This window comes from Nostocoides japonicum T1-X7 (assembly GCF_001046855.1).
Lineage (GTDB): Bacteria > Actinomycetota > Actinomycetes > Actinomycetales > Dermatophilaceae > Nostocoides > Nostocoides japonicum.
In genome coordinates this window covers 1,935,813-1,949,255 of the sequence record NZ_HF570958.1, presented here as the reverse complement: position 1 = coordinate 1,949,255, position 13,443 = coordinate 1,935,813, and the positions used below count along the sequence as shown (strand labels likewise).

General features: G+C 69.0%; 9 protein-coding genes, 1 tRNA gene and 1 pseudogene. 1 reads left to right on the top strand and 10 read right to left on the bottom strand.

The window, feature by feature from the left end; translation table 11 throughout:
* Positions 1–180: 180 nt before the first annotated feature.
* From BN12_RS08760 to nuoH, 5 genes and pseudogenes are all read right to left on the bottom strand, one after another.
* Entirely contained in the window at positions 181–615 is a 435-nt protein-coding gene (locus BN12_RS08760) for an HNH endonuclease (RefSeq protein ID WP_048551750.1), read from the bottom strand.
* A 1-nt stretch (position 616) separates the two neighbouring features.
* On the bottom strand, positions 617–1,006 hold the full coding sequence (locus BN12_RS08755; protein WP_053079986.1) for a WhiB family transcriptional regulator: 390 nt from the start codon (positions 1,004–1,006) through the stop codon (positions 617–619).
* Between the two features lie 426 nt (positions 1,007–1,432).
* The gene (locus BN12_RS08750) at positions 1,433–1,573 is read right to left on the bottom strand and encodes a hypothetical protein (protein ID WP_157635416.1); all 141 of its coding nucleotides are present in this window, start codon (positions 1,571–1,573) and stop codon (positions 1,433–1,435) included.
* 134 nt (positions 1,574–1,707) lie between these two features.
* Positions 1,708–2,751, bottom strand: coding sequence for a GNAT family N-acetyltransferase (locus tag BN12_RS08745; RefSeq protein WP_048551747.1), 1,044 nt, complete (start codon positions 2,749–2,751; stop codon positions 1,708–1,710).
* 195 nt (positions 2,752–2,946) lie between these two features.
* Positions 2,947–4,331, bottom strand: a pseudogene (nuoH, locus tag BN12_RS08740) (NADH-quinone oxidoreductase subunit NuoH).
* Between the two features lie 188 nt (positions 4,332–4,519).
* On the opposite strand from nuoH, the gene BN12_RS08735 reads away from it, so the two are divergent.
* Entirely contained in the window at positions 4,520–5,140 is a 621-nt protein-coding gene (locus tag BN12_RS08735) for a TetR/AcrR family transcriptional regulator (protein WP_048551745.1), read from the top strand.
* 150 nt (positions 5,141–5,290) lie between these two features.
* On the opposite strand, the gene BN12_RS08730 is transcribed toward BN12_RS08735, so the two are convergent.
* The 5 genes from BN12_RS08730 to BN12_RS25080 form a co-directional block, all read right to left on the bottom strand.
* Complete coding sequence (locus BN12_RS08730; protein WP_048551744.1) at positions 5,291–6,823, bottom strand: ATP-binding cassette domain-containing protein; 1,533 nt, start codon at positions 6,821–6,823, stop codon at positions 5,291–5,293.
* Positions 6,820–9,540: a class III lanthionine synthetase LanKC gene (gene lanKC, locus BN12_RS08725; protein ID WP_083454517.1), complete on the bottom strand. Its 2,721-nt coding sequence runs from the start codon at positions 9,538–9,540 to the stop codon at positions 6,820–6,822. The genes BN12_RS08730 and lanKC overlap by 4 nt, the downstream gene beginning before the upstream one ends.
* A 1,170-nt stretch (positions 9,541–10,710) precedes the next feature.
* A tRNA-Pro gene (locus BN12_RS08715) sits at positions 10,711–10,784 on the bottom strand.
* A gap of 220 nt (positions 10,785–11,004) precedes the next feature.
* Positions 11,005–12,417 carry a ribosome biogenesis GTPase Der gene (der, locus tag BN12_RS08710; protein WP_235432547.1) on the bottom strand — a complete coding sequence of 471 codons (1,413 nt, stop codon included), beginning with the start codon at positions 12,415–12,417 and terminating at the stop codon, positions 11,005–11,007.
* A 127-nt stretch (positions 12,418–12,544) separates the two neighbouring features.
* On the bottom strand, positions 12,545–13,279 hold the full coding sequence (locus BN12_RS25080; protein ID WP_048551735.1) for a PIG-L deacetylase family protein: 735 nt from the start codon (positions 13,277–13,279) through the stop codon (positions 12,545–12,547).
* Positions 13,280–13,443 lie beyond the last annotated feature (164 nt).

The window sequence follows — 13,443 nt, the reverse complement described above, 5'->3', positions numbered from 1 at the left end:
CCAGCCCCCACCGCCAGGTCGCCCCATACCTCGACCGCGCGGGCCCTCGCCGAGTCGAGGTAGGACGAGCTCACCCATCAGGTCACCACAGACTTCGACGAGCCGTTCAGCCGTCCAGCCGATGACCGGGCCGTCGCGGATCGACGACGGCCCCGGACAGGGTGTCCGGGGCCGTCGTGCTCAGCCGAGCAGGTCGATCCGACGCGGCACCCACGGGGAGAACCGCAGCGGCATCCGCGCCTGCGCGGGGGTGCGGTCGGCCTTGCGGCCGTTGCACTTCAGGCACGCCGCGACCGCGTTCATCCAGGTGAGCCGGCCGCCGCGCGCGACCGGGACGACATGGTCGACGGTGCCGGCGTGCCCGCCGCAGTAGGCGCACCGGTTCCGGTCGCGTCGCAGCACGCCGCGCCTCGTGCAGTACGCCGGGGCATACAGCCACGTGGCGAACACCTCCCGGACGAGCCGGACGACCAGGGGCCGCGGGTACGGTCCGAACTGGACCGTCTCGTCGGCCTCGACGATGACGGCGACCTTCCGGACGAGCATCCGCACCGCGTGACGGGTGGTCACCCGATGCAGGACGATGTCGGAGTAGTTGAGGACCGCGACGCTCATCTCAGGCCACCGCCCTCGTGCGCGGTGGCCGGCCCGCCACCTTCAGCTGCGTGGGTCTGCCGCCGGCGAGCAGCTGACCGCCCCAGACCCCGTCGGCGCCGGTGGCCTGGGCGACGGCCAGGCACCGGGCAGACAGGGGGCAGCCGGCGCAGACGGCGGTCGCCTCGGCGAGGTTGTCGGCGTCGGCGGCCCCGACCGGGAAGAACATCTCCGGATCCGGGTGGCCGGCGCACCGGGGTCGGGGGTCGGCGGCGGCCATTCCCGGGAGGTCGAGCCCGTCGAGCGCCCGGAACACCTTGTTGGAGGCCAGGACAGGGTCACTCTTCGGCAGCGCGGTGAGGCCGTACTCGGTGGACCGGGCGGTTCGCTGGGCGTGCTGGGTCGTGGCCATGAAGGCCTCCTTCCGGTTCTCGCGCCCCGACCCGGTCGGTCCGGGGCTACGTCTGGCTGGGATGGCTGCGGACGAGGCGGAGCTCGCCGCAGGGAGGGCACCACGTGGTGCCGTTGCCGGGCTTGACCGGCTGGCGGTGTCCGCACTCGGGCTCAGACCGGCGTGATGCCGTCGCGGCCCGGGTGGGCGCGTCGATGACGTCGTGAGGCACGTCGTTCTCCTTCTGTGGTGAGGCTGCTCGGCCCGTGACGCAGAGCAGGAGTCGTGAGTCGCTCGCTGACCGTCGCCTCCGTCGATGGGCTCGAGGAACATGAGCAGTCGCGGCGTGGATGCGGTATCCGTCGCCCACCCGGACATGGACATAAGGAAAGCCGCCCGGCCGGGCGGTCCCGGTGGGCGGCTTCTCGTGCGGACGCACGGTATGCGTCACGGCTGCACGTCGACCACCCACGGCACCAGGTGCCACGCGTTGTGCTTGGGCCGGAAGGACCCGACCGGCGTCTCCGGGCACCTCGAACCGGCCAAGCGCAGGCTGCGCTGGGCGTCGGCGACGTAGCACCTGGTCACGATCGATGCTCCTTCTCGGTGGTGGGCGTCGTCGATGATGTCACGGACCGTCGACATCCTGAAGTGGTTTCTTGCGACGGGCTCCCCGCTGCCGTGGCACGTGGCGGCCTGGCGAGTCCGGATACGGGTAGCGGTCATTCGGGTGGAGCGACCAGTCGCGCAGCGGACGGTGCGGGATCGGCTCGGACCGCCGTCATGATGGAGGTCGTCGGCATCCACGGGCGGATGCCCAGGACGGACCGGAGCGGGCTTCGCCGGTCGACGGTGAGCAGCAGGTTGCTGCCGCGCTCCCGGAAGCTCCACCTGGCGTCCTTCCACAGCGCGGCGGCCGCGCGTTCCTGGCCGGGGAGGTACCAGACGTGCTCGACGCCGATGTTGCGCAGCATGCCGTCTCCGGGGACGACATGGAGCACCATGTTCGCGAGGCGTATGGCGGGAGGCATCCGCACCACCTCCATGCTGCGCAGCAGCCCCTCCTGTCGCAGCGCCAGGCCCGCCAGGACCGCACCGGACGGGCTGAGCGCGAGACGGTAGTGATGGACGGGTATGCCGGTGGGGGCCCATTCCAGCCACTGCCGCAAGGTGCTCGGCGTCCAGATCCGCGCGAAGTTGCAGTCGGCGGTCGCTGCGGTGACCCGGTCGGCGACCTCGGACAGCTGCTCCGCGGACGTCGCTCGGATCTCGAGTCCACGCGGCAGGCGCGCCGGGCGAGGGCGCATGGGCACCGGCACGCTCGACGAAGGTCCGACGAAGGCGGTCGCCCAGCGGCGCGCGGCAGCGAGGGAGGCGGCGTTGCCCTTCTGGATGTCGGCGAGGATGACGACATCCGCCCCCTCGAGCTGCTCGGCCCGCTCGATGCGCCACCGGGCGAGCGCCGCCGCGATGCCGCGCCGGCGATGCTCGGGGTGTACGACGAGTGATCCGAGCAGGGCATACGACCGCTGCGCTCCTTCGTACCAGCAGCTGCCGATCGTCATGCGCGCCGAGCCGACGAGTCGGCCGTCACGCTCGTCCACCGCGACGACGCCGAGGGAGCGGGTGAGCCCCGGATCTCTCGGGCGGACATGCGTGTGGGTTCGGAAGGACACCGCTCCCCCGTCGGCGCTCAGGGTGCCCAGCGCCTCCACCTCGTCGACGTCGTCCGGCACGGCGGCACGGAGCAGGAACGCCTCGCTCATCTCGACCCGCGTCGACCGGTCTGCGGAACCGCCTGGGGGCGGAGGACGGGACGCGGCCGGCCCGGTCGTTCGGCGACGGTCACCCGGCCATCCTCCCAAGAAGCCGGATGATTGGGACACCGGGTTCGGTGACATCACGGGGGGTACCTGCCGCATGGGGCGTGCTCGCCGCGCTATCCGGTGGAATTCTTGTCGTCAGCCACGACTCTCCTCAGGAGCGGTGTCGCTCTCCCGGGTCCGGTATGCCGCGGAGGGCCTCGTCACGGGCGCCGCCTCGCGCAGGGTCTGGCCGGGCAGTGGCGGCACCGGGTAGCCACCGGCGAACGGGTCGATGTCGCGAGGGCGTGGCTCGATCGCCTTCTCCCTCGCCGCTGACCGGTGGTCGTGAATCCACACGGCGGCCAGCACCAGCAGCATGACGACAACGATCACGATCAGGGTCGCACGGTGCATCCGGCCGCCGAAGATCATGGCGTGCCCGAGGAAGCCCTCGTTGGCGGCCCGCAGGAAGACGACCACCACGATCCACACCAGAGTGCTGGGGATGAGGACCTTCCAGCCGAGCCCCATGAACTGGTCGTAGCGGACGCGTGGCAGGGAGCCGCGCAGCCAGACGAAGAAGAACATGAACAGCCACAGCTTGATGACGAACCACAGCAGGCCCCACCAGCCGCTGTTGAGCATGCCGGCGCCGATGGCGGCGATGCCAGGAGGCGCCTGCCAGCCGCCGAGGAAGAGCGTCGTCGCGAGCGCCGAGACGGTGAACATGTTGACGTACTCGCCGAGGAAGAACATCGCGAACTTCAGCGAGGAGTACTCGGTGTGGAAGCCACCGGTCAGCTCGCCCTCGCCTTCGGCGAGGTCGAAGGGCAGCCGATTGGTCTCGCCGACCATGGTGATGATGTAGATGCCGAAGGAGAAGAACGCCGGGATGCAGTACCACAGGTGGTTCTGGGCCAGCACGATCTGGCTGGTCGACATCGACCCGGCATACAGGAACACCGCGACGAGCGCGAGGCCCATGGCGATCTCGTAGGAGATGACCTGGGCCGTCGAGCGCAGCCCGCCGAGCAGCGGATATGTCGAGCCCGAGGACCAGCCGGCGAGGACGGTGCCGTAGACGCCGACGCCGGCGACGGCGAGCACCAGCAGCACCGCGACCGGCAGGTCGGTGAGCTGCAGGGGGGGGGGGTGTAGTGGCCGAACATCCACACGTTGCCGGACAACGGGATGACCGCGAACGACACGAATGCCATCCCGCCTGTGATGATCGGCGCCAGGACGAACATCAGTCTGTCCGCCGTGCGGGGCATGGTGTCTTCCTTGAGCGCCAGCTTCACAGCGTCGGCCAGCGTCTGCAGCAATCCGAATGGGCCGGTGCGGTTGGGGCCCGGACGCTGCTGCATCCGGCCGACCACGCGGCGCTCGAACCAGATCACGACGATGGTGTTGATCATCAGGAAGACGAACAGGAACACCGCCTTGAGCAGTGACAGCCACCACGGGGTGTCGCTGAAGTCGGCGACCGGATTGTCGGAACTGGTGCCGGCAGCCAGCGCCGGACCGGCGAACAACACCATGTTCATGCCTGGCCTCCCCGGAATTCACTGTGGCAGCGTGCAGCCGGGCTCCCGCGACGTGTTCGGAGGAGAGCGGCGCGTCCGCCGGGTGACGTGGACGAGATGACCACCTGCCTCACCAACCAACGCTGCCGTGTAGACCGTGCGGCCGAATTTTCGGCCGTCTAGCCGTACACTACCGTGCAGACATGTCGGCCAACAACGAGCGCGGGGGCCGCACCTTCATCGAGGAGGCACGGCGCGCCCAGATCATCCAGTGCGCCGTGGATGTCATCGCCGAGTCCGGCTACGCGAGGGCCACGATGGCGGAGATCGGCAAACGCGCCGGGATAGCCAAGAGCGTCATCTCCTACCACTTCGCCGACAAGGGCGAGCTGATGCAGGAACTGGTCCGCACTGCCGTCGCTACCTACACGCAGTTCCTGGAGCCCCGACTGGCAGCCCAGCCCACCGCCGCCGGGAAGATCTGCGCCTACGTGACGGGCTCGGCGGAATACATGTCCACCTACACGAACATGCACCTCGCCGTCTTGGAGGTCGCGTTCAACGGCCTCGGTCCGGATGGGCGCCCCCTGACGGCATCCATTCCTCTGGAGACTCACAAGCCCACCCTCGAGCGGATCCTGCACGATGGCCAGGTCTCCGGCGAGCTGAGACAGTTCGACGTCCGGGTCATGGCCGGGCTGCTGCGTTCCGCCGTCACGCACACCATGGTCATGGCCCAACGGGCAGATCCCGACGTGGACCTCGACTCGTACGCCCGCGAACTCGCGACTGCTTTCGCTCTCGCAACGCGAGACCGTCCGTAGCGGGCGAGGGGTTCGGGCACTGCGTGGACTCGCGGACTCTGTCGTGGCGCATGCCGGGTTGGCCAGGCGGAGGCCGCTTGACGTGGTGATGCGAGCGACGCACTCGATGACGGCGAGAAATCCTGGACCAGCGTCGCGCCGTCAATGCGCTCAAGAGCCAATCGTGGCGGCCAGTGAGCCCGGAACGAGCCACTGAGTGCGGTCGAACAGACTGTCCATGTCGTGCATCCCGTGCAGCACGACCACGAGGGTGGTGTCCGCGCAACGGGCCAGAACCTGTCGGCACGCACGGCGCGTGGCCTCGTCGTCGAGGTTGGCGAACGGCTCGTCGAGGACGTAGGCGTCAGCGGGTTGGCTGAGGAGCGACGCGAGGGCGAGTGCCTGCTTCTGGCCGGACGAGAGGTGTTCGGGAAGTGCGCCCTCGAGTCCGGTCAGGCGGAAAGCTGCTCGGACGGTCGGATCGGGGGCGAGCTCGGCGACGGGCAGCTGTGGTAGGTGGACGGGTGCGGAAAGGACGGCCACCGCCTCGGGCCGGGCCACCCGACCATGCGTCGGTTCCAGGTGACCGGCGATCGAGCGGATCAGACTCGTCTTGCCAGTGCCGTTGACTCCTCGGACAACGACGTGCTCCCCCGGGTGCACAACCATGTCGAACGGGCCCGTCGTGGCCGACCCGTAGCTGAGTACCAGACCTTCGACGTCGATGGTCGGTGACGCCCGATGGTAGGGACGCGGCGCGGGTCGGTCCCGCAGGGCGGCGATGCGGTCGAGGACGGCTCCGTTGCGACCCAGCTCGGGGATCGCACCGATGAGGAACAGGACGGCGCTTACCCCGCGCCAGAAGGAGTTCACGAATGCCAGGAAGCCGCCGAACGTGAGGCGTCCGGCCAGCACGAGATAGCCGCACGCGATCATCGACACGGTGTCACTCACGTTCATGGTGAGATCGCTCGCGGTCTGCTGCTTGACGACCAGCCGCTGATTCCGGTAGTTCACGTCGAGGTAGCGCGCGAGGACCCGACGGTTGGCCTCGACGGCGAGGGACCGGAGTCGGCGCATGCCCCGCAGTGCACCGTGTGCCTCGATCAGCGCGGTGAGGGACCGCAGGTACTGTGCCTCCGCCTCACGTTCAGTGTCGGTATTGGCTGCAAGGCGCCGGGCGACTCGGTGGCTGAACAGGAGCAGCGGTGGGACGAGGATCAGCAGGAGAACGGTTGCGAGCCACGACAGCCAGATCAACACACCGACGAAGACCACCGCCATCACAGCCTGGCGGGTCACCTGGATCACCAGGTCGATTCCCGGCAGCAGTCCCTCGATGGCGTCCTGGTGTATGCGTCCGAGGTACGACGCAGCCCCATTGCCAACCAGCTCGCGCGTGTCGAGGTCGAGCGCGCGCTCGGACAGGTCGACCTCCAGCCGCTCGATCGTGGCGTTCTCAAAGCGCTTGCGAGCCAGCGACAGCACGTACTGTGCACCGTTGACGACGACCCCGAAGCCGAGGTAGCTCAAGCCCAAGGCGACGAACCGCCCGTAACTGGCCCTCAGTACCGCCTCGTCGAAGATCAGCTTCAGCAGCAGTGGGTGCACGGCAGCTTCGAGTCCACCAACCAGGGCGATTGCGCCGACGAGCAGCACGAACTGGCGGCGCTGACCCTCCAGCACCTTCCAGACGCGCCTCATCGCTGCCCCTCGGCCGGCCTGGTGAGCCCATCGAGCTCGTCAAGCATGAATGCCGATCCCGGAGAACCCGTCGCATAACGATGAAGAACGTGCAGAACCCCAGCAGACCCCGTCCCAAGATCGGTCGCGCACCGCAGGAGGCCCTCACCCGGCACGGCCAGGGTTCCCTCAAGAGGTCGCAACCCGTGGAGTGCGCCTGGATCGAAGAGGAAGAACTGGTGGAGGGCGTGCAGCTGCTCCGCGGCCACGTGGCGATACGCGATGTCGTGCAGCCGTTCGGCGGCATCGAGCATCACCTCGGCGAGGCCGGCCAGCCCGAAGATGTAGCCAGGCAGGACCGTATGGCGAACATGGAGCCAGTCGAGCACCTGTCGAGCCAGATCGAGCTCTCCGTACCGAAGGAGCACCTGGGCCACGCCCGCCGAGCCGACCTCGAGGTACGGCTCCACGGTGCCCTTCTCGACGAACGCGATGGCCACGCGTTCGAAGCTGGTGGCATCGGCCAACTCGGCGTCCAGAGCGCGACGGCCGAGCCAGCGGTAGCGCTGATCGCCGGTGACCTGGCTGAGCCGGAGGAGGAACAGCGCGACACCGGCTGGTCCGTAGCCCAGGCCAGTCAGCGGCGACTCGTCCGCGAACTCGTTGCGCCAGCGGGCACCATGTGAGTCCACGACAGCGAGTGCTTCCAGTCGCTGGGCGCACCGCCGTGCGGCGTCGAGGCGCGAGGCGTTCCCGTCGCGTAGGTGTTGACGGAGCGCAGCGAGGCCAATGCCGGCGAGGCCGTAGTAGTAGGAGTGGTCATCAACGTCCTCGATGGCAGCCTCCGCCCGGGCCAGCAGCCGGCGCGACTCATCGATCAGGCCCAGGTCAGCCGCTGCCCAGGCCATGCCGGCATCACCGTTGATCAGCCCCGGCGCGCGCCGGGCAGGGGCCGCCAAGCCGGCGACAACCCATTCGCGCCACGCGGGAGCCATTGGAACGCCGTGTTCGTGCAGCGCCCACATCACGCCGAGCGCGCCGAAGCCGAGGCCGAGCGGATTGGTCTCGTGAGCGAACGGGTCCACCGGGAAGAGACTGTCGCGGGAGGAGTCGGCGGCAGCGACGACAAAGCCCGCCACGCGGTCGGCGACCAGCGCACTGGCGGCTCGAGACATCCTTATCGGTGCGGACGGTCTCGTCGCTACTCGCGGACACCGTTGTAGCTGCTCGAGTGCAGCGGCCAAGCTGATCCGCCGCTGCCACAAGCCAGCCAGGACCCTGCCGATCTCGGGCGGCCAACCCAAGTCGCGGACGTAGCCAAGGGTCACCTCGTCCATATCGGGCCGCAAGAAGGACATCGCTGTGACGGGGAACGCCACGTATCCCATGACACTGGCGATCGAGACCCCGTCGTCAGCGGGTGCTGAGGCGAGGGCATTCACCTGGGAGTGACTGAACCCCGGAGTCGCTACCCGCACGCCAGTCACAAGATCGGCATCTTCGGGATGTGTGGCCGCGGTGAGCCGGCAGGCTTCAAGGTCGATGACTCGCACCGCACCGGTCGTCGACTCCAGCAAGACGTTGACGGGGCTGAGGTCGCCGAGCACGACCTGACGCTCGTGGGCCTTCATCACTGCGACAAGCAGGCCCGAGAAGATGTCCAGGAACGTCTTGAGGAACGGCTCGGCGCCACCGGGTCCGAGGCTGACGCGGATCAAAGGATTGTGCTCGAAGAGCGCTTCCCTCAGATCGGTGCCCTCGATCTCCTCCTCGACCAGGTATGTGTGCTCGCCCTGACGGAAATGGTCGATCGGCCGAGGTGCGATTCCCGTGTCGGCGAGGCGATTCAGGAACCGCCACTCGCGCGCCAGCAGGTCTCGTGCATCCATGCCCTGAGCCGCGTCGACCGCTGTGTACGGCCGTGCCTCCTTGACGACGACAGCCTCTCCGGTCGACAGATCGGTGGCGCGATAGACACCCCCACTGTTGGCGAACTGGATCGCTTCGTGCACGTCATATCGGCCGTTCAGCAGTGAGCCGCCAGCTGCCAGGTCTGGCTCCTCCCAGGTGTCGAAGGGCCACGGCACCCATGCGGGGCGGTATGCCAACGGCGCACGCTCGTCGGGAACGACGCCGTCCGGCCCGGTCACCGTCGAGCGGCTACGGCCGAGGCAATCGAGGCTCGCAGACCGAGTGAACTGGCCGTACCGGAAGTACAAGGTCTCGCAGTCACGGTATCTGCAGTCCGAGAGCACGAAGGGTCCAGTCAACCCATCTAGAATTCTGGCGAGATCGGCGAGCGACGTCCGGAACGAATCGATATCCGAGGGATAGACGGTGATCAGCTTGCCGCCCGCTGAGCGGGCCATCCGCTTGGAGTTGAGCCAGGTGTGGATGTGCCGGTCCAGGGCGATCTTGAAGGCGAGGCCGTGTTCGAGGAGGTAGGCGAGCGAGGCCCGGACAACTTCGTCGAGATCGGCCGGCGATGCAGAAATATGGATCTTCCAACCCTGCTCGGGCAGATGGGTGCCAGGTTGAGGGTGATGCCACCAGATGCCGTCGCGAGTAAAGGTCGCGCGCTGGGACTCGGACAGACTTCCCAGGAAGTCTGTGGCCTCGGGCTCGTAGTCGGTGTCGAGCGGTTCGTAGTAGAGGCTCCGGTTCCAGATGTAGGTGAAGCGGTCCACCCAGCGTTCATCATGCACGGCGGCGTCCTTTCTCGGTTCGGTGGAGTCCATACGTGGGCGGCGCCCTACCGGCGGCGTGGTCAAGAACCCCACGCCGCCGGGGCGAGGTGTTGCCGACGAAGAACAGTGCTCAGCCGTTGCAGCATTGGCTCGTGCTGCTACCGACACTGATCGGGCCGGGTCCGGGCTTCCGAATCGCGGGCTTCATGGTCTGAAGAGCCAGAGTGGACATGTCCATACACCTCCTTCCCATTCCGGGCGGGCTGCGGTGAGGCGTCCTACTGGTCTGGGGGTGCGTGGCCACCGACTCATGGCTGGATGGCCAGGTCGCCGGCCGTGCGTGGAGGATGTCGCATGTTCGTCCAACATCTCGGCTTCCCCCTCTACTGTCGTGATCGCCTGCATTCACTGTGCCGAGGGGCGGAGAGGCTCGCCTCAGGGATAGCCCTCGATGTCCCTGGGGCCTTTCCCTCACGCCGATATCGGCCGTGGCCGGGCGCTGCCCCGCCGGTGCGACGGTCGTCGGGCGCGCTCATGGTTGTCAGCGCCACCCTCGCCGCCTCACTCGAGGTCCCGTCTCGGTGACGAGCAGCCGCCAGCTCTTGGGGCGCCCCGCCGCGCCGTGGCCGGGCTGGCTCTTCGCATCGGGCTCCTCGCACTTCTTCCAAGTGCTGCGCTCGGCCTGGCTGGGCGTCTCGGGAGCCTCGCCCTGGAGACGACTCGACTCGACGCTGGAGTGCGTGCGCGGCCGATGGCCGTTCAACAGGCCCGCAGCTGGCTCCTCTCGGGCGGGCTCGCAGAACGGCGACGCCGTGAGCGTGACCTGCATGACGGAGCCCGATAACGGATTCTCGGCACGACCATGAAGCTCGGGGCCACCGACGCACCAGCCGACCCGGGCACCGCTGAAGTGGTCAGTACCGTCGGCCGGCCTACCGCGACCCGGCGACGACGCACCCGTCACCTTCCCCACTACAGGTCGCGGTTTTGCCTAGGCGTCCCGCCGATCGGCGGGACGCCTACGCAAGACCGCGACTTCTGGCGCCAGCTCGCCGGGCTCGCCCGGCCTGCCGGTCTTTCCGTATGTCGGGCTGACAGGAGCCGTCGTCGCGTCTCCCGCTCCTTCGTCGCGGGATGCGTTCCTCCTCCCGGCATCCCGTCTCCCGATACGGAACGGCGGATGGAATCGACTTCGTCGATTCCATCCGCCGTTCTCGTGAGTCGGGCTGACAGGATTTGAACCTGCGACCCCTTGACCCCCAGTCAAGTGCGCTACCAAGCTGCGCCACAGCCCGTGGCAACCCTCATTCGAGAGCGTCGAAACACTATCTCACCCGTCCCAGCTCGACCCAATCGGCGCTCGACCCAATCGGGCGCCGTCAGCCGGCGCGGGCGGCTGGGATGGAGGCGGGCATGACCACGGGGTCGCCGTGCACCGCATACCCGATGGTGCCCCGCAGATCACGGGGACAGCTCGATGACACGGGGACGGGAAGCCAGGAGGAGCAGCCGCCCTCAGCGGCGGCGCTTCTCCCGGACCCGCACGGAGATCTCCAACGGCGTGCCCTCGAAGCCGAACTCCTCGCGCAGGCGACGCTCGAGGAAGCGTCGGTACCCGGCCTCGATGAACCCCGAGGCGAAGAGGACGAACCGCGGAGGCCGCGTCCCCGCCTGAGTGGCGAAGAGGATGCGGGGCTGCTTGCCTCCCCGGACGGGGTGCGGGTGGCCGGCGACGACCTCACCGAGGAAGGCGTTGAGGCGCGCGGTCGGTACGCGGGTCTCCCACGAGTCGAGGGCGAGCTCGAGCGCGGGAACCAGCTTGTCGAGGTGGCGACCCGTGCGGGCCGTGACGTTGACGCGGGGCGCCCACCGGACCTGGACGAGGTCTCGCTCGATCTCCCGCTCGAGGTAGTACCGCCGCTCCTCGTCGAGGAGGTCCCACTTGTTGTAGGCGATGACGAGCGCGCGTCCCGCGTCGACGACCTGCTGGATGACGCGGATGTCCTGCTCGGCGATCGTCTCGCTCGCGTCGATGAGGACGACGGCGACCTCGGCCTTCTCCAGGGCGGTCTGGGTGCGCAGCGACGCGTAGAAGTCGGCGCCCCGGGTCTGGTGGACGCGGCGACGGATGCCGGCGGTGTCGACGAACCGCCACGTCCGCCCGCCGAGCTCCACGAGCTCGTCGACCGGGTCGCGGGTCGTGCCGGCGACGGCGTCGACGACGACCCGGTCGGAACCCGCGAGCCTGTTGAGCATCGAGGACTTGCCGACGTTCGGCCGGCCGATGAGGGCCACCCGACGCGGGCCACCCGGGGCATACGCGCCCCCGACGGAGGACACCCGCGGCAGGACTTCGAGGAGCGCGTCGAGGGCGTCACCGCTCCCGCGCCCGTGGAGCGCCGAGACGGGCCACGGCTCGCCGAGGCCGAGGTTCCACAGCGCCGCGGCGTCGGCCTCGAACCGCTGGTCGTCCACCTTGTTCGCGACGAGGACGACCGGCTTCCCCGATCGCCGGAGCAGGCGGACGACGGCCTCGTCGTCGTCGGTCGCCCCGACGACCGCGTCGACGACGAACATGACGACGTCGGCGAGCTCGACGGCGATCTCGGCCTGCTCGGCGACCCGCAGGTGGATGCCCGTCGCGTCGACCGACCAGCCACCGGTGTCGACGAGGGTGAAGTCATGGCCGGCCCACTCCGCGGCATACGCCACCCGATCGCGGGTCACCCCGGGGACGTCCTCGACGACGGCCTCGCGGCGTCCGAGGATGCGGTTGACGAGCGTCGACTTGCCGACGTTCGGGCGGCCGATGACGGCGACGACGGGCAACGGCCCCGCATCCTGACCCTGCCCCTCCCCCGTCCCCTCGGACGACAGGAGCTCGCGGTCCTCCTCGCTGAGGTCGAACGCGTCGAGGCCCGCTCGCAGGGCGCGCTCGACGGCGGTGTCGTCGACGGCGCTCGCGGCCGGTGTCTCCTGGGCAGGGGTCTCGCTCACCGACCCATTCTCGCCTACCAGACCGTATGCCGAGGAATCGCCGATCCGCTACCGCCCCTCAGCGTCGCTCGACGACGTCGAGGAGAAGGGCGGCGTCGAGGCCGACCCTGTCCCCGCCTATCCGCAGGATCATGGGGACGAGCTCGGCGGGCTTCGGGAAGGTGTCGGGCAGGGCGGAGTTGTATGCGGCGTGCGCCTCGAGCGAAGCCGTCGCGCGGTCGACGTAGCCCGCGACATCGACCAGGTGGGTCGGTGTGGCGGCGCCCGCGAAGCAGAGCCGGCGCACACCCGTCCACGGCTCGAACCCCTCCGCCACGAGCTCGGGGAAGATCCACCGGTTCCCCGCGTCGGCGACCGCGTCCGCCGTGGCGAGTCCGACCGCCCGGTGGTCGGCCTGGTTGACCATGCCGACGAACCGGTCGTGGTAGTCGCCGGTGATGACGACGTCGGGCCGGCGGCGACGGATCTCGCGGGCGATGTCCCGACGCAGGTCGAGCCCGTACTCGACGACACCGTCGCGGTGCGTCCCGAAGTCGACCTCGGTGACCCCGACGACCGCGGCGCCGTCCCGCTCCTCCTGCTCGCGCACGCCGGCCGCCTGCTCGGGCGGCATGGTGTCGATGCCCGCCTCACCGCGGGTCAGCAGGAAGTAGGTGACGATCTTGCCGGCGTCCGTCCACGCGGCGACGGCTGCGGCGGTGCCGTACTCGATGTCGTCGGGGTGCGCGACGACGACGAGGACCCTCTCGAAGTCGAGGCCGAACGTGGGCAGTTGCTGTGGTGTCTCCTCCATGCCGTGAGGGTATGCCGTTCCCCCGGTTCCGTGGAGTGGCTCGGCTCCGGTGACAGGATCGCGGCGGTGGCGCACAGCCCCCGATCGGGTGCCAGACCGCCAGGTGGCGCGGTCGGGCGGTGGTGCACAGGCCCCGATCGGGTGGCAGACCGCCAGGTGGCGTG

Excerpts from the sequence above, each read along its gene's own strand:
- BN12_RS08755 (WP_053079986.1), bottom strand. The coding sequence starts at position 1,006 with ATGGCCACGACCCAGCACGCCCAGCGAACCGCCCGGTCCACCGAGTAC.
- BN12_RS25080 (WP_048551735.1), bottom strand. The coding sequence starts at position 13,279 with ATGGAGGAGACACCACAGCAACTGCCCACGTTCGGCCTCGACTTCGAG.
- BN12_RS08735 (WP_048551745.1), top strand. The coding sequence starts at position 4,520 with ATGTCGGCCAACAACGAGCGCGGGGGCCGCACCTTCATCGAGGAGGCA.
- BN12_RS08730 (WP_048551744.1), bottom strand. The coding sequence starts at position 6,823 with ATGAGGCGCGTCTGGAAGGTGCTGGAGGGTCAGCGCCGCCAGTTCGTG.
- lanKC (WP_083454517.1), bottom strand. The coding sequence starts at position 9,540 with ATGGACTCCACCGAACCGAGAAAGGACGCCGCCGTGCATGATGAACGC.
- BN12_RS08745 (WP_048551747.1), bottom strand. The coding sequence starts at position 2,751 with ATGAGCGAGGCGTTCCTGCTCCGTGCCGCCGTGCCGGACGACGTCGAC.
- BN12_RS08760 (WP_048551750.1), bottom strand. The coding sequence starts at position 615 with ATGAGCGTCGCGGTCCTCAACTACTCCGACATCGTCCTGCATCGGGTG.